We start from the raw sequence: 21,569 nt of genomic DNA, 5'->3' as shown, positions 1-21,569 counted from the left end.
TCAACCAACTGGGTGGTGGAGTCGATGACGACTGTAAGTATCTTGCGCCCCTATGGGTGCCTTCGTAGGATAATTACACCCGCAGCGCGCAGCGGCATGTTCCCCTCCCCCTTGGCTCAGGAGGTAACAATGTCAGCGAGCACCATCCGCCGGCGGATCACCAGCCGGCTGGCCCGGATCGGCACCACTCTCGCGCTGGTCGCCGGACTCAGCGCGGTCGTCAGCTTCGGCGGGGCGCAGACCGCGTCCGCCGAGCAGTCCTGTCCCGCCACGCCCGTCCAGGGCATCACCCAGTGGATCGAGCAGTACAAGGACCGCGGAGTGACGGTCTGCTGGGGCATGGAGACCTCCGGCGGACTGCCCCAGCTGGCCGCGGTCGTCCAGGTCGTCGACCTCGCCGACGGCGCCAACCTCAGCGTCGCATCCTTCCCGAACTGTCCGTGCGGACCCCCGAGCGCCGGTCAGCTCTACAGCAAGGACACCGTGGACATCTGGCAGGAGATCTACCAGACGCCGGGAGAGGAGCTCTTCAGCACGACCAATGCGGGCTTCTTCAAGGACTCGTCGAGCAATCCGTCGACGGCGCTCAGCCTTCCCGACGTGTGGGGCGGCAGAATCTGGTCCTACGGCATGCCGTCGGCGTTCGACCTGACGCTGGCGAAGGTGAGCCTGACGATGGGCCTGCCTGACAGCGGTTTCCAGACGGTGAAGCTGCGCGACTTCCCGGCGAACTACACGGCGGCGCACGTGAACTCGCACTACCCCGGTTGCGGCACCGATCCCCTGTGCCCGGCCAGCTACTACGGAACCGTCGGCTTCCATCCCGCCGCCAACCTCACCGGCAACCCCGACGACATCTCGCGACGGACGATGCTCGGCGTCAATGCGCAGGTGAACGTGGCCGCCTCGCGCGTCTACATCCTCACGACGACGCGGTCCTACAGGCTCGCGGACGCCCGGCAGATCCTCAAGCACTTCGGCTCGCAATACGAGATGCAGCTCGACGGCGGCGGCAGCACGCAGTCGATCTCGGAGTACCACCAGATCGACAGCACCGTCTTCCGCCCGGTCCCCCAGGTCCTCCAGGTCTGGCTCGGCAACTGAACGCACTCAGCGCGGCCGCCCGGCGCCGTCGGCGCCGGGCGGCGGTCCCGCGGCGTCGAGCCGCTCGAACGGGCCCGGCCCGTCCTGCGGCTTCGCTGGGGCGTCGAGGTGCCGGACGCGCAGCTCGTCCATGAGCTCCTCGACGAACGCCGGTCCCCCGTCGCGCATGAGCTGCTGCCGGGCCCGCAGCTCCTCATCACCGGGACGCCAGTCCAGGCCCCAGTCGCCGAGGGCGCAGATGATCGGCAGCGTCCGGATGCCGGCCTCGGTGAGGCTGTAACGGGCCCGCTGCCCCCGCCCCGCGGCGCCGCGGGTGAGGATGCCCGCCTCGACCAGCCGGACGAGGCGGTCGGCGAGGATGTTCGTCGCGATGCCCTCGGCCGAGCCGGTGAGCAGCGCCCGGAAGTAGCGGCGGTCGGCGAAGATGACGTCGCGCAGGACGAGCAGCGACCAGCGGTCGCCGAGCACCTCGACGGCGGCGTTGACCGGACATCCGGACCGTGGTTCCACGACTCCTCCTTGACAGGCACCTCGGCCCCACTATAGTGATTGCAGTTCGCAATCACTCGGGAAGAGGACGAGATGGGCCGCTTCGTCTACTCGATGAACGTCTCCGTCGACCTGCGGATCGAGCAGGTGCCTGGCGACAACGGCGCCGGCGAGTGGCTGCGCCTGGACGAGGAGTTGCACCGCGAGTTCAACGCGGTGACGAAGTCGGTCGCGCTCATCGTCCACGGCCGGGTGTTCTACGAGATCATGGAGGAGTTCTGGCCGCGGGCGCGCGAGGACGCCTCGTTGCCGGACTTCCTGCACGAGTACGCCGACCTGTGGACCGCCAAGCCCAAGGTGCTGGTCTCCCGCACCCGCAGCAGCGCCGGCCACAACACCCGGGTCATCGGCGGCGACGACGCGATCGAGCAGCTGGCCACGCTGCGCGCGCAGACCGACGGCGCCATCGGCGTCGGCGGCGCGACACTGGCCACCCAGCTGCTGCGGGCCGGGCTGCTGGACGAGCTCCTGCTCACCACGCACCCCACGATCCTCGGCTTCGGCCGGCCGCTGTTCGACGACTACGACCGGCCGGTCGAGCTGGACGTGCTCGAGCAGCGGTCCTTCAACACAGGCGTGACGATGCGCCGCTACGCGATCCGCTCGAGCTGAGTCACGACTCCAGCAGCGCCTGGGCGGTGTCGATGTCGGTGACGAGGACGTTGATCCAGCCGCCGTGAAGGGCGCCGCGCAGCGCGGTGAGCTTGCGCAGCCCGCCCGCGACGCCGATGCGCCGCGGCACGGCCCGCAGCTGCGACTCGCGGATGCCGATGATCCGCTCGTCCAGCGAGGAGTCGACGGGTTTGCCGTCGGCGTCGAAGAAGCGCATGCAGACGTCGCCGACGGCGCCCGCGCCGCGCAGCATGGCCTGGTCGTCCGGCGCGACGGCGTTGCCGCTGCTGCGCAGCAGCGGCGACGGCTCCAGCGTGCCCACGCCGACCAGCACGGTGGTCAGCTCGTCCCACAGCGCGGTGACGCGGGTCAGCGTCGGGTCGGCGGTGAGGATGTCGCGGGCGCTGGCGCTGCCGAGCAGGCACGGCGCGGCCAGGAACACCGGGTCCGCGCCCGTGGCGCTGGAGAACGCCGTCATGATGCGGGTGGCCTCGACCTGGGCGATGGGGTCGCCCATGCCGCCCATGAGCTGCACGACCTTCTCCACGACGCGGGTGGTGGCCGGCCGCATGGACTCGACGGTGGCCAGCAGGTTCGCGCTCCAGGTGGAGATGCCGACCACCTCCGACCCCATGAGGGTGTTCTCCAGGTGGACGGCCGCGGCGGCGCCGATGGCCGGGATGACCGCCTCCTCGTCGCCGCTGACGTTCACGACGACGGCCTCCTGCAGCTGGTAGCGCTGCTCCAGCTGCTCCTCGAGCTCGGTCTGCACGCCCGGCGGTGCGATGACGGTGGTGCGGACGATGCCGACCTCGGCGGCGCGCTTGAGCAGCCTCGACACCCGCGCCTGCGAGAGGTGCAGCTCGGCGGCGATCTCGTTCTGCCGCATCCCCCGCAGGTGGTACATGCGGGCGATCTTGGCCATGAGCCGCAACTGCTCGCCCGGACGACCGACGACCCGCGTCTTCGTGGCGTCGAGTCCGGTCACGGCGCTCCCATCCGGTCTGATCATTCAGGGCTGAATGGATTCTATGCCCGACCCAACAAATCCCGGCATGCTTCGAGCGCGCCTTCCGCGGACACGCCGTAGTGGTCGAGCAGCCACGACGCGGACCCGGTGGGCGCGAACTCGTCCGGCACGCCGAGGGTGCGTACGGGCGCCGGCTGGTGCCGCACGACGGTCTCCGCGACAGCACCGCCGAGGCCGCCGACGACGGTCGCCTCCTCCATCGTGACGATGCCGCGGGTCTCGCGCGCCGCGCGCACGATCGCGTCGGTGTCGAACGGCTTGATGGTGGGGACGGCGAGCAGCCGCACCGAGATGCCCTCGGCCTCCGCCAGTTCGGCCGCCTCCAGAGCCCGCGACACGACGGTGCCGGTGGCGGCGATGGTGACGTCGGAGCCCTCGCGCAGCAGCACGGCCCGCCCGGGGACGAACTCGTAGTCCGCGGGCATGACGTCGGGCACCGGCATCCGGCTGACCCGGACGAACACCGGCCCGGTGTGTGCGGCCGCCCACCGGATCACCTGTTCGGTCTCGCGCGGGTCGGCCGGCACGACGACGCTCAGCCCGGGGATCGCGCGCAGCCAGGCGAGGTCCTCGATCGAGTGGTGCGTCGGGCCCAGCTCGCCGTAGGCCATGCCGGGGCTCTGGCCGATCAGCTTGACGTTGTACTGCGAGTAGGCGGCGTCGACCTTGATCTGCTCCAGCGCCCGCGCGGTGAGGAAGCAGGCCGCCGCCGACACGAACGGGATCTTGCCGCCGTTGGCCAGGCCGGCCCCGATGCCGACCATGTCCTGCTCGGCGATGCCGACGTTGACGAGCCGGTCCGGGAACTCGTCGAGGAAGCCGGTCAGCTTGCTCGACCCGACCGAGTCGTTGACGACGGCGACGATCCGCGGGTCGTGCCGGGCGAGGTCGACCAGTGTCGCGGCCCAGGTGTCGCGGCAGTCGTGCAGTGGTCGTTCCAGTGCGGTGGTCATGTGGTTCCCAGCTCATCGAGGGCGATCTGGACGTGTTGGGCGGTCGGGACCTTGTGGTGCCACGACACCTGGTCGCGCATGTAGCTGACCGGGTAGCCCTTGTCGGTGTGCGCGACGATCATGGTGGGGCGGCCGGACGCGGCGGGGACGGCGGCGAACGCGTCGACCAGCGCGCCGTGGTCGTGCCCGTCCGCCTCCACGACCTCCCAGCCGAACGCGCGGGCCTTGTCGGCGAGCGGCTCCAGGTCGTTGGTGTCGGCGACCCGGGCGCCCTGCTGCAGGCGGTTCCGGTCGACGACGGCGACGAGGCGGTCCAGCCGGCGGTTGCCCGCCGTCATCAGCGCCTCCCAGTTCGAGCCCTCCTGCAGCTCGCCGTCGCCGAGCACGACGAACGTGCGCCGCGGCGACCCGTCCATCCGGCCCGCGACGGCGGTGCCGACGGCGATCGGCAGCCCGTGCCCGAGCGGCCCGGTCGACGCCTCGACCGCCTCGATCTTGGTCCGGGCCGGGTGCCCGTTGAGGCGCGACAGCGGCTGCACGAACGAGCGCAGCTCGTCAACCCCGATGAACCCGCGGGCGGCCAGGACGGTGTACAGCGCGGCGGCCGCGTGCCCCTTGGACAGGATCAGCCGGTCGCGCTCGGGGTCGTCCGGGCGCTCCGGCGACACGTTGAGCACGTGCATGTACAGGGTGACGAGGATGTCGGTGACGGAGAACTCGCCGCCGATGTGCCCCTGGCCGGCCTCGTGCACCAGCTGGATGTCGCGCCGGCGCACGGCCCGCGCCGCCTCCGCCAGGTGGGCGAGGACGGCCTCGCGCCCGGCCTCGGCGCCGACCCGGCCGAACACCGGCAGCGCGTCCGCCGGAGCGGCCGTCGCGGCGGATCCCGTCATCGGTCACCCGCCATGGACTGCAGGAGCGCGTCCTGCACCAGCCGCTGGGCAGCCATCGCGTCCTGCCGGGCCTGCGCCTCGGTCAGCGCGTCGACGTCGAGCAGGTCCAGCGCGCGGTGCACCGCCTTGAGGAAGCGGATCGACGTGCGCGCGGCGTCGACGCTGTCCTCACGGAAGGGGAACTGGTCCAGCTGCCAGACGCCGTTCCAGTCGTTGATCCGCAGCGTGTGGAAGAACTCGAAGATCTCCGTCAGGTGCACGGTGCCGACCACGAGGTCGTCGTCCCAGCCGCGCAGGTTGTCGTTGACGTCCATGCCGTAGAGCAGGCCGTGGTCGATCAGCAGCTGGGCGGCGTCGGCCGGCGACTCGCCGCCGTAGAGCGAGTGGCCGAAGTCGAGCAGCACGCCGATGTTGTCGCGGCCGGTCTGCTGGATGCCGAGGATCGTGCGCGCGGCGGAGTCCCAGAGCATCTTGACCCGCGGCTCGCGCGGCTTGTACTCGATGGCGAACCTCAGGTCCGGGTGCCGGCCGGCCAGGTCGGCGATGCCGTCGACGGCCAGCTTCCACACGTCGTGGTGGTTGACCTGGAACGGGTAGTCCCAGCCGTCCTGGCCGGGCCAGATCTTCACGTAGTCCGCGCCCAGCTCGCGCACGACGTCCGCGGCCTCGCTCATCAGGTCCAGCGCCGCCGCCCGTGCGCCGGCGTCGGGGTTGGTGAACGCGCCCTTGGCCCAGCGGCGCAGGTAGATCTCCGGCGTGATGCCGATCGCGGACAGCCCGGCCCGAGCCAGCGCGTCCTTCACCTCGTCCAGCCCCACGCCCGGTGTGAACGGGTAGTTGAGGTCGACGACGGACAGCTCGCCCACTGAGCCGGCCAGCTCGATCGCGTCCAGCGTCGTGCGCGGCGGCCCGTAGCCGTCGACGGCGTAGCGGTCCAGGTAGCTGGCGAAGTGCCACAGGCCCGCACCGAACCGTGGGAGTTCCCGCATGGTCATCAGTTCCTGTCTCTCTCGGGTCGCGACGGGTGGTGACGGGCGCGCCGGGCTGGCCGGCGCGCCCGCCGCGCCGGTCAGTCCGACATCGCGAACAGCGTGTAGCGGTCCACGTTCTCGGCGGTGATGAGCACGCAGTCGATGGACTGCTTCTCCTCCGCGCCGGTGTCGCCGGTGCGGATGTACTGGTCGGCCTGCTCGACCGCCAGCTCGGCGATCTGGACGGCCGGCTGCAGCCCCGTGGCCAGCAGCTTGCCGTCGGTGATCGCCTGGACTGCGTCGGGGCTGCCGTCGAAGCCGGCGATGACGACCTGGCCGGTGAGCCCGGCCGCGTCGACGGCGGCGACGGCGCCCAGCGCCATCGTGTCGTTGCCGGCGATGATGCCCTTGACGTCGGGGTTGGTCTGCAGCAGCGTCTCGACCTTGGTGAACGCCTCCTGCTGGTCCCAGTTCGCCGTCTCGCGGGCCACCTGCGTCATGCCGGCGTACTGGTCGATGACGGCGTGGAAGGCGTCGGAGCGCACCTGCGCGTTGGTGTCGGTCTCGCGGCCGACCAGCTCGATGTAGGTGCCCTCGCCGGCCAGCGCCTCGACGAACGCCTCGGCGACCAGGCCGGCGCCCTGCGAGTTGTTCGCGACGATCTGCGCCTTCGCGATGCCGGTCTCGTTGATCTCGCGGTCGATGAGGAACACCGGGATGCCCGCCTCCTCCGCCTTCTGCACCGCGCCGATGGTCACGTCGGCACCGGCGTTGTCGAGCACGATCGCCTTCGCGTCGTTGGCGATCGCGGCGTCGATCAGCTCGCTCTGCCGGTTCGGGTCGTCGTCGTGCGAGTCGGCCTGCGCCTCGTAGCCCAGCTCCTCCGCCTTGGCCACGGCGGCGTCGGCCTCGGCCTTGAAGAACGGGTTGGAGTGCGAGGGCGTGATGACCGCGATCAGGCCGCCGGCTTCGCCGGCGGCCGTGGTGGCCGCCTCCGACGGGCCGGAGCTCTCCGACGATGTCGAGCTGGAGCTGTCCGAGCAGCCCGCGAGGACCAGCGCCGTCAGGGCGGCGATCAGGCCCGCGCCGTTGCGGAGCGTACGTCGCATCATTTCCTCATCTCTCGTGGTGTGACGTGGATGGAGGGGTGGCGGCCGCGAGGTCCTTGCGCAGGCTCTGGGCCGCGGCCGCCGCCGCCCTGGCCTCCTTCAGCCGCTCCTGGCCGCGGTCGAGCATGACCGCGAGCACGATGACCAGGCCCTTGATCACCATCTGCCAGAAGCTGGAGACGCCGACCATGACCAGACCGTCGGACAGGAAGCCGATGACGAACGCGCCGATCAGCGCGCCCTTGACGGTGCCCCGCCCGCCGGCCAGCGAGGCGCCGCCGATGACGACGGCCGCGATCGCGTTGAGCTCGAAGGTGTTGCCGGTCTGCGGCGCCGCCGACGTCAGCTCCGAGGCGATGATCAGCCCGGCCATGGCCGCGCAGACCCCGGAGATCATGTAGACGCGCATCTTCACGACGCGGACGGGGACGCCGGCGAGGTCGGCGGCCCGCTCGTTGCCGCCGGTCGCGTAGACCCAGCGGCCGAACCGCGTCCTGGTCATCAGCAACCCGATCAGGATCGCGAACACGACCATGATCCAGATCGCCGTCGGGATGCCGAGCGGCCGTCCGGTGCCGAAGAAGTCGAACCCGGTGTTGCCCAGAGCCGGGTCGCCCTGCAACCGCGGGAACGTGGCGCCGTCGGAGATCAGCAGCGCCGCGCCCCGCGCGATGTACATCGTGCCCAGCGTTGCGATGAACGGCGCGACGTTGAACCTGGTGATGAGGATGCCGTTGAGCGCTCCCACCGCCGCGCCGATCGCCAGCGAGATGACGACGACGACCCACACCGCCGGGTAGGCCGTCGTGTCGAACAGCGACAGCTCCCAGCCCTGCAGCAGCAGGCCCGCGACCACCCCGGACAGCCCGACGGTCGAGCCGATCGACAGGTCGATCCCGGCCGTCGTGATCACCAGCAGCATCCCGAGCGCGAGGATCGCGTTGTAGGCGACGTGCCGGGTCATCGTGACCAGGTTCGACGGGTCCAGGAAGTTGTCCGACAGCAGGCTGAACACGATCACCAGCACGATCAGCGCGACGAACGCCCGCTGGTCGAGCAGGAACTCCCCCCACCCCCGCTTGCGCTCGGAGATCCGCGCGGACCGGTCGCGCTCGACGTCGGTCCGTTCCTTCGCCGTCGTGCTCACCGGCGTCCTCCGTTCGTGGTGGGGTCGTCCAGGGACTCGCCGGAGGCGGCCATGACGTCCTCGCGTGTGGTGGTCCTGGGGTCGAACTCGCCGGCCACGCGCCCGCGGGACAGGACGACGATCCGGTCGGCGGCATGCAGCACCTCCTCGACCTCGGAGGTGGCGAACAGCACCCCGCGGCCCTCCTTGGCCTGCCCGGCCATGAGGGCGAAGATGTCGGCCTTCGCGCCCACGTCGATGCCGCGGGTGGGCTCGTCCAGCACGATGACCCGCGGCGCGGTCATGAGGACCTTCCCGACGACGACCTTCTGCTGGTTGCCGCCGGACAGCGAGCCGATCTCCGCGTCCGGCCCGGCCGCCTTCACCCGCACCGCGGACATCATCCGGTCGACGGCCGCCGACTCCGACCGCTTGTTCAGCACCAGGCCCTTGAGGAACCCGCCCAGCGCCGCGAGCGACAGGTTCCGCCCGACGCTGAGCGCCTGCACCAGCCCGTCGCGCTGGCGGTCCTCCGGGACCAGGGCCAGGCCGCGCCGGATCCGCTCGGCGATGCTCAGCCCGGTCAGCGGCGTCCCGGCCAGCCGGATCTCGCCGGACACGACCTCGTTGCGGCCGGCCAGCGCCTCCAGCAGCTCGGTCCGCCCGGCGCCCATCAGGCCGTAGAGGCCGACGACCTCGCCCTCGTGGACGGTGAGCGTGACGCCGCGGACGGCCAGTCGGCCGGCGTTCTCGGGGTCGGCGACGACGACGTCGCGCAGTTCCAGCAGCGGCTCGCCCGGCGCGAACGCCATCGGCGCGTAGAGATCGCTCTGGTCGCGCCCGACCATGTGCTCGACGATCCAGGACAGGTCGACGTCGCGCATCGGCGCCTGCGCCACGACCGCGCCGTCGCGCAGGACGACCGCGTCGTCGGCGATCTCCAGGCACTCGTCGAGGTGGTGCGAGATGTAGACGATCGCGACGCCGTGCGCGGTGAGGTCGCGGATCACCCGGAACAGCACCTGCACCTCGGCCGCCGACAGCGCCGACGTCGGCTCGTCCATGACCAGCACGCGGGCGTCCTCGCTGAGCGCGCGGGCGATCTCGACCAGCTGCTGCTGGCCCAGCCGCAGCTCGCCGACCGGGCGGCGCGGGTCGATCGGCTCCTCCAGCCGCTCGAACAGCGCCCGGGCCAGCTCGCGCTGCTCGGCGTAGTCGACGAAACCGGCCCGGCCGCGCTCGCGGCCCATGAAGATGTTGTCGGCGACGGACAGGTTCGGGCAGAGGTTCAGCTCCTGGTGGATGATCGCCACGCCCCGACCGACGGCGTCGGACGGCGACTCGAACCGCACCGGCTCGCCGTCGAGCTCCAGCCGCCCCGTGGTCGGCTGCTCCACGCCCGCCAGGATCTTCATCAGCGTCGACTTGCCGGCGCCGTTCTCGCCGAGCAGCGCGACGACCCGGCCTGCGCGGACCTCGAAGTCCACGCCGCGCAGCGCGTGCGTGCCGCCGTAGACCTTGCTGACCGACTGCGCGCGCATGACGACGTCGCTCATGGCGCCACCTCGATCGCCACCGGCACGATCGTCACGTGGTCGACCTCGCCGCCGGTGTCCGACGACCAGGTGAACGCGCCGGTGACCTCGACCGTCTGCCCGACCATCGACGCTAGGTCCAGGCCCTCGTACACGTGCTCGACGGCCTGCGCGTTCAGCTCGATGGCGACGTTCTGGTACTCGGTCTGGTTGACGAAGTCGCCGAAGCTGACGTCCGCGCCGGCGTCGCGCAGCGCCGTCGACGAGCCCAGCGGCGGGATCGCGACCCCGGCCGTGATGCCGTCGGGCAGCCCCGAGACCTCCAGGCCGACCTCGCCGAAGCCGCCCTCGACCAGGGTGCCGGTGGCCTGGGTGGCGTACGAGTACGGCTTGCCGTCGTCCTCGCGGTGCCCGTACTCCTCCCCCGCGGCCTCCGGGTCGGCGACGATCGCGGTGACCAGCTCGGCCAGCGGCGTCGCCGCGTCCTCGACGGCCGGCACGACCGCGCTCTCGTAGTTCTGCTCGGCGTACTCGACGGCGGTGTCGGCGGCCTGCGCCTCCTCGCCGGCCGAGACGAACCGGGTGTCCAGCAGCATCAGCGCCACCAGCACGACCCCGGCGGCGCCGGCCAGCACCGGCGGGCGACGCCACCAGGTCGCCGTCGCGTGCGTCGCGCTCATCGCCGTGCCTCCGTCCCGCTCGACCGCCGCACCGCGTCGCGCCAGCCGGCCCGCGCTTCCTCCCGGCGGGCCGCGTCCAGCCGCGGCTCGTACACCCGCGCGACCGGCGCCGGCGGCGGGCCGGCGTCGCCGCGCCCGGCCGACCAGGCCAGCTGGGCCACGCCCAGCGCGGACAGCTCCGACGTCGCGGCGACCGTCACCGGCCGGCCGAGCAGGTCGGCCTGCGTCTGCATGAGCAGCTCGCTGCGGCTGCCGCCGCCGTCGGCGCGCAGCTCGGTCAGCGGCGCGCTCTCCTCGTCGATCACCTCGACGACGTCGCAGACCTGATGCGCGACGGCGTCGATCGCGGCCCGCGCCACGTGCGCCGGCGACGTGTCCCGGGCCAGCCCGAGCAGCAGCCCACGTGCGCCGCGGTCCCAGTGCGGCGCGGCCAGCCCGGCGAACGCCGGGACCATGACCAGCCCGCCCGCGTCGGCGACCGTCGCCGCGAGCGCCGCGACCGACTCGCCGCCGTCGGCGCCGACCAGTCCGGCGGTCGTCTCCAGGGCGGCGCCGGTGGCGAGGATGTTGCCCTCCAGCGCCGCGACCGGCTCGGTGAGCTGCCAGGCCAGCGTCGTCGACAGCCGGTCGGAGAACCCGTCGACGCCGTCGGCCGGCGCCATCACCGACGACCCGGTCCCGTAGGTGGCCTTCGCGGTGCCCGGCGTGTGGCAGCCCTGCGCGTAGAGCGCGGCGTGCGAGTCGCCGAGAACGGCCCGCACCGGGACGCCGTCGGGCACGGCGCCGAAGCCGGCCGTCACACCGAAGCCGTCGGCCGAGCCGCGCACCTCCGGCAGCAGCTCCGGCGCGACGCCGAACAGCTCCAGCAGCTCCGGGCTCCAGGCGCCCTTGCGGATGTCGAGCAGCAGCGTCCGCGACGCGCAGCCGATCTCCGTCGCGAACACCGCGCCGCCGGTCAGCCGGTGCACGAGATACGCGTCGACGGTGCCCAGACACGCGTCGTGGCCCAGGTCGGCCGAGTCGACGAGCCAGCGCAGCTTCGGCGCGGAGAACATCGGGTCCAGCCGCAGCCCGGTGCGCGCCCGGACCTCCTCGGCGGCGCCGCCAGCGGCCAGCCGCGCGCAGAACTCCGTCGTCCGCCCGTCCTGCCAGCCGATCACCGGCGACAGCGGCCGGCCGGTCGACCGGCTCCAGGCGACCACCGACTCGCGCTGCGCCGAGACGGTGACGCCTGCGACGTCGGCCTCCGGGGCCGCGGCCAGGCACTGCGCCGCCGCGTCGAGCACACTGGCCCAGATGACGTCGGCGTCCTGCTCGAACCAGGCCGGGCGCGGCAGGTCGAGCGGCACCGCGCTGGAGCCGTAGGCGAGCACGCGGCCGTCCTCGGCCACGAGCAACGCCTTGGTGTTCGTGGTGCCCTGATCGATCGACAGGAGCGCGTGTGGCATCAGCCCGTCCCTGAATAGATTTTCAACACTGAAACAATCTGCACCCATACTGTGCGGCCGACATTGCCGTGTCAAGCATTCGCGGCAACCCCGATCCCGGTCTTGACACGTCGCGGCAACGAGCGATTAATGTCTGAGACATCTCTTTGCAGGCTTGAAATTCTATTCAGCACGCTCGCTCCACCCCGTCAGCGGTCACCGAAGACCAGCGCATGAGGAGGGCACGATGAGCGACAACAGGCGGCTGCGCCGGATCGTCCTGGGCGCCGCCCTGGCCGGCCTGCTGGCCCCACTGGGGCTGGGCGGCGTCACCGCGTCCGGGGAGCCGGCCGGGGAGCCGGCCGGCTCCCCGGCGCCGAAGCCGCGCACGATCATCACGCAGGACGGCGAGGTGGACGACATGGACTCGTTCATCCGCTTCCTGTACTACGCGAACGAGTTCGACCTCGAGGGCATCGTCTACTCCAGCTCGATCTTCCACTGGCGCGGCGAGGACCCCGACGCGCCAGCCGGTCCCACGGCGTGCGGCGGCTGGGCCGGCCGCGGCCCCTGCACCGAGCCCTGGCGCTGGACCGGCACGGAGTGGGTCGACGAGTACATCGACCGGTACGAGGAGATCTACCCGAACCTCGTCCGGCACGCCGACGGCTACCCCACGCCCGACTACCTGCGCAGCATCTACCGGATCGGCAACGTCGACTGGAGCGGCGACATGTCGAAGGACACCGAGGGGTCGGACCTCATCAAGTCGGTGCTGATCGACGACGAGCCAGGCCCGGTCTACGTCCAGACCTGGGGCGGCCTGAACACGCTCGCGCGGGCGCTGCGGTCGATCGAACTGGACCACGCAGGCACGCCGGGATGGGCGGCGCTGCAGGAGCAGATCTCGGACAAGCTGGTGATCTACAACATCCTCAACCAGGACAACACGCTGGCCGACTACATCCGGCCGACCTGGCCGGACGTCCGGATCATCGACAACCAGAGCCAGTTCTGGAGCTTCGCCTACGCCTGGGACCGCACCGTGCCGGGCCCGGACCAGCACCTCCTGCGGGGCGACTACATGCTGTCGAACTTCCTCGAGGGCCACGGGAACCTGCTCGAGCGGTACCGGACCTACGGCGACGAGAAGCCGGTGCCCGGCGAGGACCGCGACATCCGCTGGACCGCGGAGTCGATCGCGCCCGGCGGGCAGTACGAGCAGTACGACCGGTACGACTTCATCTCCGAGGGCGACTCCCCCGCGTTCCTGCACCTGCTCGACTTCAACGGGCTGCGTGCGCAGGAGAACCCCACGTGGGGCGGCTGGGGTGGCCGGTTCGCCGAGGTCGGCTACGGCTGGCTCGACACCTCAGACCTCAACCCCTTCACCGGGCAGAACGACCGCAGCTACCCGCAGACCCGCTGGGTCCGGGCCATCCAGAACGACTTCGCCGCCCGCGCCGACTGGGGTGTCAGCGACTTCGCCGCTGCCAACCACAACCCGCGCGCCCGGGTCCCGCAGGGCCTCGACCTCACCCGCAAGCCCGGCCAGCCGGTCGTCCTCACCCCGCGGGTCACCGACCCGGACGGCGACGCCGTCACCGTCGACTGGTGGCAGTACCGCGAGGCCGGCACCTACCCCGGCACCGTCGAGCTGACCACGAGCCCCGCCGGCGTCACCCGATTCCGCGTGCCCGCCGACGCCCGGCCCGGCCAGACCATCCATCTGATCCTCGAGGCCACCGACGACGGCTCCCCCGCGCTGACGCACTACCAGCGCGTCATCGTCACCGTCCGCTGACCCGACCCGTCCATACGGAGGTACCAGTGAACCACCGCACCCGCTTACGCCGCGCACTCGTCGCCGGCGTCGCCGTCCTCGGCCTCGTCGCCGCGGCGGCCCCCGCGACCGCCGCCCCGCCGGCGCCGTCGCCGTCCGCGCCGATCGCGCCGCCGCGCACGATCGTCACCACCGACCCGGAGCTGGACGACCTCAACTCCATGCTGCGGATGCTGCTCTACAGCAACGAGATCAACCTGGTCGGGCTGGTGTACTCGGCCAGCCAGCACCACTATCTCGGCGACCCGGCGATCGGCCTGGCGCCGCATCGCTGGCCCGTGCCCGGCGCCCGGCTGCACATCGACGAGGCGGTCGACGCCTACGCGGAGGTCTACCCGAACCTCGTCCAGCACGACGCGAACTACCCGACGCCGGCGCACCTGCGCTCGCTCATCCGCACCGGCAACATCGTCAACGTCGGCGACATGGCCGCCGACACCCCGGGCTCGGACCTGATCAAGGAGGTCCTGCTCGACGACGAGCCCGGCCAGGTGTTCCTGCAGGCGTGGGGCGGCCCGAACACCATCGCGCGGGCGCTGAAGTCGATCGAGGACGAGTACCGCGGCACGCCGCAGTGGGACGAGATCTACCAGAAGGTCGTCGACAAGGCGGTCCTCACCAGCTTCGGCCAGCAGGACACCACATTCGCCACCTACATCAAGCCGAACTGGCCGGACCTGCAGAACCGCGAGGTCGCGACGTCGATCTGGGGCTACGGCTCGCGCGGCGTCGCCAAGCCGGCCGACGCGTTCTACCACTCGCCGGAGTGGACGAAGGCGAACGTCTCCGACGTCGGCCCTATGGGTGCGGCCTATCGGGTCTGGGGCGACGGCAAGCAGATGGCGGCCGGGTTCGACGACGAGGACTACTTCGGGCTGTCCGGCTACACCGCCGACGAGCTGCGGGCGATGGGCTACCTGGTCTGGACGCCGCCGCAGGCGAAGGGCTCGTGGATCTCCGAGGGCGACTCCTCCAACTTCGCGCTGCTGATCGACAACGGGCTGCGCAACTGGCAGGACCCGCGCTGGGGCGGCTGGGGCGGCCGGCAGATCGTCAGCCCGACCGACCCGAACCGGTGGTCCAACCGGGGCGCGCTGGACGCCGACGAGACCGGCGCCACCCCGCGCGACTACCCGGCCGCGCGCTGGTTCTCCGACTTCCAGAACGACTTCGCCGCCCGCATGCAGTGGACGGTCAAGGGCGTCGACGAGACCAACCACGCGCCGCGCACCTGCGTCGCGCAGGGCCTGGACCTCACCCGCCGGCCCGGCCAGCCGGTCGTGCTGAACCCGCGGGCCACCGACCGCGACGGCGACGCCGTCACCGTCGAGTGGTGGCAGTACCGCGAGGCCGGCACCTACCCGGGCACGGTCGAGCTCACCACCAACCCCGGCGGCGTCACCCGGTTCCGGGTGCCCGCCGACGCCCAGCCCGGCCAGACCATCCACCTCATCATGGAGGCCACCGACGACGGCACCCCGGCGCTCACGCACTACCAGCGCGTCGTCGTGACCGTCGCCGACCAGCGCGACCCGATGGGCCCCGGCGGGCCGGGCGGCTGCGCGCAGAACTGATCCCCGCGCCGGCCGGGTCACCCCACGTGGCCCGGCCGGCACCACGAGAGGAGCGGACAGTGCAGGGTTCGATCATCCTCCGCGCCGGGCTGGCCCTGGCGCTCGTGGCCGGCGGCGCCGCGGCCACGGGAACCGCGGCGACGGCGGCGCCGGACGGCGGCCGCGACGTACGGGCCGTCGACGCGACCGTCATCACCGAGGTGACGCCGGTCGGCTACAAGGTCGTCGCCGTGGCGATCGAGTACGACGGCATCGTCCGCCTCGGCCGCACCGACGTCGACGAGGACGCCTTCGACGTCGCGGTGACGCTCGCCCGCCCCGGCGCCGAGCCCCGCATCGGCGTGCGCACCGTCGTCGACGCCTACAGCACCAACGCGCCGGAGGTCGCCGAGCGGCAGCGCCCCGGCCGCTACATCGTCCTCGAGCTCGACCCGGCCGACCCGCTCGCGGCGGGCGCCTACAACCAGACCTTCACCCGCTTCTACGACCTCACCGGCGCCTACGAGGTGAGGCAGGTCGAGGACATCGTGGCGCCGTCGCAGACGCTGGCGGCCGATCCGCAGCCGGTCGCCAGCAGCGGCGTGCGCAACCCGATCGTCGACGACTACGCCGCCGGCAGCTTCGCCGCGCCGTCCGGCACGACGCTGCCGTACCGCCTGTTCAGCCCGAGGACCCGGCCGGGCCGGCAGTATCCGCTGGTCGTGACGTTGCACGGGCACGGCGAGAGCGGCTCGGACAACTTCGCGCAGATCGCCGGCAACCAGATCTCCGTCGCGTTCGCCCACCCGGACCGGCAGGCGCGGCACCCCTCCTTCGTGCTCTCGCCGCAGGCCGCCCAGGCCGCGCCCGGCGCCGGTGGCTGGTGGCGGCCCGAGGCGCAGGCGGCGGTCGTCGACCTGGTGCGGTCGACGATCGCCGAGCATCCGGAGATCGACCCGAGCCGGGTGTACCTGACCGGCCTGTCGATGGGCTCGTACGGATCCTGGGCGCTGCTGCCCGAGCACCGCGGCCTGTTCGCCGGCGCACTGCTGGTCTGCGGCGCCGGCGACGAGGCGGCCGCCGTCGCCACCCTCGGCGACCTGCCGATCTGGGCGCTGCACTCGGCCGACGACTTCATCGTGCGCTACGACGCGCCCGGGTCGGACTTCCGCATCTTCACCGCGCTGGAGGCCGCCGGCCTCCCGGTCACGTGGAGCGAGTGGCCGGGCACCGCGCCGGACGCGGCGCAGGAGGCGAACGCCGCCGACGCCCGCGCTCGAGCGTCGGCGGCCGGCAGCCGGCACCTGTTCACCACCTTCCCGGCCAGCACGACGCCCCTGTTCAGCCACGGCTCCTGGATCCCGACCTACACCAACGACACGATCCTCGACTGGCTGTTCGAGCAGCGGTCCCCGTCGTGACGGGGTCCCGCCGTCAGAAGTCGAAATCGTCGATGTTGCCGGCGTTGAACCGCGTCGGCGGGCCAAGCACGATGACGCCGTCGGCGCCGACGGTGTACTCGCCCAGCTCGCCGGCGGTGAAGGTCTCGCCCTCGGCGCCGGTGATGATGCCGGAGGCGACGGCGGCGCCGGCGTAGGCGGCGAGCTCGCCGAGCGCCGTCGGGTCCCAGAGGGCGAACTCGGTGACGGTCTCGTCCTTGACGAACTCGCGCATCTGGTTCGGCGTCCCGAGGCCGGTCAGCGCGATCTGGCCCTTGTACTCCGAGCCCTGCAGATAGCGCGCGGCCGCCGCGATGCCGACCGTCGTGGGCGAGATGATCCCCTTGAGCTCCGGGTTGGCCTGCAGCAGGCCCTGAGTCTCCTGGAACGACTTCTCGTCCTCGTCGTCGCCGTACACGGTCGTGACCAGCTCCATGTTCGCGTAGTCGGGGTTGTTCGCGAGCTCGTCCTCGATGACCGCGATCCAGGCGTTCTGGTTCGTCGCGTTGGCCGTCGCCGACAGGATCGCGATCTGGCCCTCGCCGCCGATCTGCTCGGACATCATCTCGATCAGCGTGCGGCCGACCTCGGCGCCGTCGACCTGGCTGACGAACGCGTCGCGGCAGCTCGGGTCGACGTCGGAGTCGAACGTGACGACCGAGGTGCCGGCGGCCCGGGCCTGCTCCAGTGACGAGCACAGCGCGTTCGGGTCGTTGGCGGAGAGCAGGATGACGTCCGCGGCCTGCTGGCTCAGCGTGTTGATGTAGCTGACCTGCGACGACGCCGACGTGTCTGACGGGCCGGTGTACTCGTACTCGCCCTCGAGGTCGCCGACGGCGGTCTCGGCGCCCGTGCTGGACGCCTCGAAGTAGGGGTTGTTGACCGACTTGGGCAGCATGGCGATGCTCAGGCCGGTCTCGAACTCGCCGCCGGCGTCGGCCGTCGCCGCCGGCTCGTCGCCGCCGGCGGTCGCCTCGTCGTCGGCGTCGTCCTGGGTGGTGCCGCCACAGGCGGCCAGGGTCAGCGCCAGGGTGAGGCCCAGGGCGACCGGTGCGAACCGGCCGCGGAGCGGCAGTCGGCTGGTCTTCATGATGCTGTCCTTTCTCGCTTCGGTGAGAGCAGGTGCATGGGTTCGTCCGGCGGACGGGGTCGCCGCCTGCGATGCGCCGCGGAGCGGATCGCGCTCGTGAGGTTGGGGGCGAGGACGGAGACGATGAGCAAGGAGCCGGTCACCACGGTCAGGGCCTCGGTCGACACGTCGGCCAGCCGGAGCGCGTTCTGCAACGAGGCGAGCAGCACCACGCCGGCCACGACGCCGGGCAGCGTGCCCCGGCCGCCGAAGATGGAGACGCCGCCGAGCAGCACCGCCGCGACGACGGTCAGCTCCAGCCCGTCGGCGTTGTCGGCCCGGGCGCTGGAGAACCGCAGGGTCCAGAACACGCCCACGAGGCCCGCGACCGTGCCCGACGTGACGTAGAGCCAGAACTTCAGCCGCCCGACGGCGATGCCGGAGAAGGCCGCCGCGGTCGGGTTCGCCCCGGCGGCGTAGACCGATCTACCGATCGGCGTCGCATGCAGCACGACGACGAAGACGGCCACCAGCGCGACGATCGGGATGACGACGTTGGGCAGCCACGACTCGCCGATCGAGCCGATCGCCCAGGCGGTGTGGTCGCGCGGGAAGTCGGCGACGGCGGTGTTGCCCAGCAGCACGAACGACAGCCCGCGGTAGAGCGCGAGCGTGCCGATCGTCACCGCCAGCGACGGCAGGCCCAGCCCCGTCACGAGGAAGCCGTTGACCGCGCCGAGCACCGCGCCGACGAGGACGCAGACCGGCATGATCGTCTCCAGCGGCACGCCGTTGTTCCAGAGCACGCCCATGAGCGAGCTGGTCAGGCCGACCATGCTCGCGACCGAGAGATCGATCTCGCCGGTCACGATGATCAGCGTCATCGGCAGCGCCAGCAGCAGGATCGGCGCCAGGTCCAGGACCAGGAAGCCGAAGTTGCGGGTGGTGCCGAAGTGCTCGACGGCGCCGGCCGCGACGACGATCGTCAGGACCGTGACGATCACGACGCCGACGTCCCAGGTGGCCAGCCGGCCCAGTGACAGCCGGGTCCGCGCGGGTTCAGCCGACATGGGAGTCCTTCCTCCGTAGCGACCGGCCGACGCGCACCGCGACCAGCCGGTCCAGCGCGATCGCCGCGATGATCAGCGCGCCGACGATCGCGCGCTGCCAGAACTGGTCGATGCCGAGGACGGGCAGGGCGTTGTTGATGACGGTCAGCAGCAGCGCGCCGAGCGCGGCGCCGTAGACCGTCCCACTTCCGCCGAAGATCGCGACCCCGCCGACCACGACGGCCGCGACGACGTTCAGCTCCAGCCCCGAGCCGGCCGACGCGTCGACGGTGCCGTACCTCGCCGCGTGCAGCACGCCGCCCAGCCCGGCCAGCGCGCCGCTGGCGACGTATACCTGCAGCAGGCGCCGGTTGATCGCGACGCCCGCCAGCCGCGCCGCGTCCTCGCTCGACCCGATCGCGTAGAGGTCGCGGCCGCCGCGGTAGCGGCCCAGGTACTGCCCGACGACCAGAACGACGAGCACGCCGATCAGGAACAGGTACGGGACGCCGAGCAGCCGCCCGGTGCCGAAGTCGAGGAAGTCGCGGGGCAGGTCGCCGGCGTTGACCCGCGATCCGCCCGCCCAGAAGTAGACGATGCCGCGGAACACGTAGAGGGTGCCCAGCGTCGCCACGAGCGCGGGAACCCGGCCGTAGGCGATCACGACGCCGTTCACCGCCCCACACGCCGCGCCGAGCGCCACGCCCACCAGCCCCGCCACCGGCCATGGCAGGGACGGGTACTCGCTCAGCAGCGTGGCCGTCCCGAACGCCGACAGGCCGAGCACCGAGCCGACGGACAGGTCGATGCCCTTCGTCAGGACCACCATCGTCATGCCGCAGGCCAGCAGCAGCGTGATCGCCGTCGCCAGGAGGACGTCGCGGATGCTCTGCTGGGACAGGAACCGGGAGTTCGCCGACGTCGTCACCGCGACGAGGGCGACCAGGGCCAGCACGAGGCCGAGCTCGCGGAAGCGCAGGACGGCGTCGAGCCGGCTCGACCCGGTCCGCGTCTGCGACTGCTCCTCGGCCGGCGGGGAGAGCAGGCTCATGCCGCCTCCTGCTGCCCGGTGGCCGCGAACATCACGGCCTCCTCGGTCGCCTCGGCGCGCGGGAGGTCCGCCACGAGCTCCCCTTCCCGCATGACGAGGACCCGGTCGGCCATCCCCAGCACCTCCGGCAGCTCCGACGAGATCATCAGGACGGCCACGCCCTCGGCCGCCAGCTGCGCCATCAGCCGGTGCACTTCGGCCTTCGTGCCGATGTCGATGCCGCGCGTCGGCTCGTCGACGATCAGCACCTTCGGCTGCGTCGACAGCCACTTGGCCAGGACGACCTTCTGCTGGTTGCCGCCCGACAGGGTGCCGGCCGGGTCGCCGAGCGAGCCGTACTTCGTCTGCAGCCGGCCGGTCCACTCCCGCGCCGAGCGCCGCTCGGAGGCGCCGGTGAGGAACCCCAGCGTCGCCAGCGACCGCGTGCGCGGGAGCGTGGCGTTGCGGGTGATCGACAGGTCGAGCAGCAGGCCCTGCTCCCGCCGGTCCTCGGGCACCAGCGCGATCCCGGCCGCCATGGCCGCGCGCGGCCTGCCGGCCGGCAGCGAGCGTCCGGCGACGCGCACGGCGCCGGACGTGCGGGCGTCGACGCCGAAGATCGCCCGGGCGACCTCCGAGCGGCCGGCGCCCACGAGGCCGGCGAGCGCGACGATCTCGCCGGCGCGGACGTCGAACGAGACGTCCTTGTAGACGCCCTCGTTGCTCAGCCCGTCGACCTCGAGGACGACCTCGCCCGGCTCGGCGGTCCGCTCCGGGAAGAGGGCGCCGAGGTCGCGGCCGACCATCCGGCGCACGATCTGGTCGACCGTGACGTCGGACAACGGATCGGTCGAGATGTGCGCGCCGTCGCGCATCACCGTGACCCGCTGGCAGAGCGCCTCGACCTCGTTGAAACGATGCGAGATGAACAGGATCGCCGCGCCGCCGTCGCGCAGCGAGCGGGCGACGGCGAACAACCGCTCCACCTCGACCCCGGACAGGGCGGCCGTCGGCTCGTCCATCACCAGCACCCGCGCGTCCGTCGAGATGGCCTTGGCGATCTCGACCAGCTGCTGGTCGGCGATGGACATGCCGCGCGCCGGGCGGTCCGGGTCGACGCGCACGCCGAGTCGCGCGAACAACGCCTCGGCCGCCGCCCGCATCGCCGCCCGGTCGATCCGGCCGAACCGGCCGCGCGGCTGCCGGCCGACGAAGATGTTCTCCGCCACCGAGAGGTCCGGGAACAGCGTGGGCTCCTGGTAGATCACCGCGATGCCGGCGTCCCTGGCGTCGCCGGGCCCGCCGAACTCCACCGCCTGGCCGTCGAGCTCGACCGTGCCCCCGTCCGGACGGTGGACCCCCGCCAGCACCTTGATCAGTGTCGACTTGCCCGCGCCGTTCTCGCCCACGAGCGCGTGCGCCTCGCCCGTGAACAGCTCGAGTCTGGCGCCGCGCAGCGCCCGCACGGCGCCGAAGCTCTTGGACACGTCCCTGAGCGCGACGACGGGTTCGACTACACCGTTCGGAGAACGATCCACACTCGCGCCTCCCATTGACCTCTGAATCGTTTCACCTTGTGAGCTGGAACACTACGAGC

The 21,569-nt window shown here is 72.0% G+C and carries 19 protein-coding genes; 5 read left to right on the top strand and 14 right to left on the bottom strand.

The annotated features are described in order from the left end of the window. Positions 1–129: 129 nt before the first annotated feature. Complete coding sequence (locus C1I92_RS00430) at positions 130–1,104, top strand: hypothetical protein (RefSeq protein WP_111252674.1); 975 nt, start codon at positions 130–132, stop codon at positions 1,102–1,104. A gap of 6 nt (positions 1,105–1,110) precedes the next feature. Here the strand turns inward: C1I92_RS00430 and C1I92_RS00425 are convergent, their stop codons facing one another. Further along, the gene (locus C1I92_RS00425; RefSeq protein ID WP_111252673.1) at positions 1,111–1,614 is read right to left on the bottom strand and encodes a winged helix-turn-helix transcriptional regulator; all 504 of its coding nucleotides are present in this window, start codon (positions 1,612–1,614) and stop codon (positions 1,111–1,113) included. Between the two features lie 72 nt (positions 1,615–1,686). Between C1I92_RS00425 and C1I92_RS00420 the strand changes: the two genes are divergently transcribed. Beyond that, positions 1,687–2,265: a dihydrofolate reductase family protein gene (locus tag C1I92_RS00420; protein ID WP_111252672.1), complete on the top strand. Its 579-nt coding sequence runs from the start codon at positions 1,687–1,689 to the stop codon at positions 2,263–2,265. 1 nt (position 2,266) lies between these two features. Here the strand turns inward: C1I92_RS00420 and C1I92_RS00415 are convergent, their stop codons facing one another. The 9 genes from C1I92_RS00415 to C1I92_RS00375 all read right to left on the bottom strand — a co-directional run bounded on the left by C1I92_RS00415 (position 2,267) and on the right by C1I92_RS00375 (position 12,010). Beyond that, positions 2,267–3,253, bottom strand: a complete 987-nt coding sequence (locus C1I92_RS00415) for a sugar-binding transcriptional regulator (RefSeq protein WP_199520815.1) — start codon at positions 3,251–3,253, stop codon at positions 2,267–2,269. A gap of 41 nt (positions 3,254–3,294) precedes the next feature. Further along, positions 3,295–4,248, bottom strand: a complete 954-nt coding sequence (locus C1I92_RS00410; RefSeq protein ID WP_111252670.1) for a transketolase family protein — start codon at positions 4,246–4,248, stop codon at positions 3,295–3,297. Continuing rightward, positions 4,245–5,141 carry a transketolase gene (locus C1I92_RS00405; protein ID WP_111252669.1) on the bottom strand — a complete coding sequence of 299 codons (897 nt, stop codon included), beginning with the start codon at positions 5,139–5,141 and terminating at the stop codon, positions 4,245–4,247. Before C1I92_RS00405 ends, C1I92_RS00410 begins: the two co-directional genes overlap by 4 nt. Then, positions 5,138–6,136, bottom strand: a complete 999-nt coding sequence (locus C1I92_RS00400; RefSeq protein ID WP_438940512.1) for a sugar phosphate isomerase/epimerase family protein — start codon at positions 6,134–6,136, stop codon at positions 5,138–5,140. Before C1I92_RS00400 ends, C1I92_RS00405 begins: the two co-directional genes overlap by 4 nt. Before the next feature lie 74 nt (positions 6,137–6,210). Further along, positions 6,211–7,221 carry a D-ribose ABC transporter substrate-binding protein gene (locus C1I92_RS00395; protein ID WP_111252765.1) on the bottom strand — a complete coding sequence of 337 codons (1,011 nt, stop codon included), beginning with the start codon at positions 7,219–7,221 and terminating at the stop codon, positions 6,211–6,213. Positions 7,222–7,228: 7 nt separating this feature from the next. After that, positions 7,229–8,368 carry an ABC transporter permease gene (locus tag C1I92_RS00390; RefSeq protein ID WP_199520814.1) on the bottom strand — a complete coding sequence of 380 codons (1,140 nt, stop codon included), beginning with the start codon at positions 8,366–8,368 and terminating at the stop codon, positions 7,229–7,231. Next, positions 8,365–9,903 carry a sugar ABC transporter ATP-binding protein gene (locus C1I92_RS00385; protein WP_111252668.1) on the bottom strand — a complete coding sequence of 513 codons (1,539 nt, stop codon included), beginning with the start codon at positions 9,901–9,903 and terminating at the stop codon, positions 8,365–8,367. The genes C1I92_RS00390 and C1I92_RS00385 overlap by 4 nt, the downstream gene beginning before the upstream one ends. Continuing rightward, complete coding sequence (locus tag C1I92_RS00380; RefSeq protein ID WP_111252667.1) at positions 9,900–10,562, bottom strand: DUF2291 family protein; 663 nt, start codon at positions 10,560–10,562, stop codon at positions 9,900–9,902. Before C1I92_RS00380 ends, C1I92_RS00385 begins: the two co-directional genes overlap by 4 nt. Further along, positions 10,559–12,010: an FGGY family carbohydrate kinase gene (locus C1I92_RS00375; protein ID WP_158563842.1), complete on the bottom strand. Its 1,452-nt coding sequence runs from the start codon at positions 12,008–12,010 to the stop codon at positions 10,559–10,561. The genes C1I92_RS00380 and C1I92_RS00375 overlap by 4 nt, the downstream gene beginning before the upstream one ends. Positions 12,011–12,236: 226 nt before the next feature. Here C1I92_RS00375 and C1I92_RS00370 point away from each other — a divergent pair, with 226 nt between their 5' ends. Genes C1I92_RS00370 through C1I92_RS00360 form a run of 3 tightly spaced genes read left to right on the top strand, consistent with a single transcriptional unit; the run spans position 12,237 to position 16,806 of the window. Next, positions 12,237–13,793: a DUF1593 domain-containing protein gene (locus C1I92_RS00370; RefSeq protein WP_111252665.1), complete on the top strand. Its 1,557-nt coding sequence runs from the start codon at positions 12,237–12,239 to the stop codon at positions 13,791–13,793. A gap of 26 nt (positions 13,794–13,819) precedes the next feature. Further along, positions 13,820–15,406, top strand: a complete 1,587-nt coding sequence (locus C1I92_RS00365) for a nucleoside hydrolase-like domain-containing protein (RefSeq protein ID WP_199520813.1) — start codon at positions 13,820–13,822, stop codon at positions 15,404–15,406. A 59-nt stretch (positions 15,407–15,465) separates the two neighbouring features. After that, a complete protein-coding gene (locus C1I92_RS00360) occupies positions 15,466–16,806 on the top strand; it encodes a PHB depolymerase family esterase (protein ID WP_111252664.1) in 1,341 nt (446 codons plus the stop codon). A gap of 13 nt (positions 16,807–16,819) precedes the next feature. On the opposite strand, the gene rhaS is transcribed toward C1I92_RS00360, so the two are convergent. From rhaS to C1I92_RS00340, 4 genes are read right to left on the bottom strand one after another with little or no spacing between them, the layout of a single operon-like run. Then, positions 16,820–17,914, bottom strand: coding sequence for a rhamnose ABC transporter substrate-binding protein (gene rhaS / locus C1I92_RS00355; RefSeq protein ID WP_111252663.1), 1,095 nt, complete (start codon positions 17,912–17,914; stop codon positions 16,820–16,822). Continuing rightward, complete coding sequence (locus C1I92_RS00350; protein WP_111252662.1) at positions 17,911–18,963, bottom strand: ABC transporter permease; 1,053 nt, start codon at positions 18,961–18,963, stop codon at positions 17,911–17,913. The genes rhaS and C1I92_RS00350 overlap by 4 nt, the downstream gene beginning before the upstream one ends. Then, positions 18,953–19,993, bottom strand: a complete 1,041-nt coding sequence (locus tag C1I92_RS00345) for an ABC transporter permease (protein ID WP_111252661.1) — start codon at positions 19,991–19,993, stop codon at positions 18,953–18,955. Before C1I92_RS00345 ends, C1I92_RS00350 begins: the two co-directional genes overlap by 11 nt. Further along, positions 19,990–21,525, bottom strand: a complete 1,536-nt coding sequence (locus C1I92_RS00340; RefSeq protein ID WP_111252660.1) for a sugar ABC transporter ATP-binding protein — start codon at positions 21,523–21,525, stop codon at positions 19,990–19,992. Before C1I92_RS00340 ends, C1I92_RS00345 begins: the two co-directional genes overlap by 4 nt. Positions 21,526–21,569 lie beyond the last annotated feature (44 nt).

The sequence above is a fragment of the Jiangella anatolica genome (genome assembly GCF_003236295.1).
GTDB lineage: Bacteria > Actinomycetota > Actinomycetes > Jiangellales > Jiangellaceae > Jiangella > Jiangella anatolica.
This window is presented reverse-complemented; position numbering and strand designations above follow the sequence as displayed.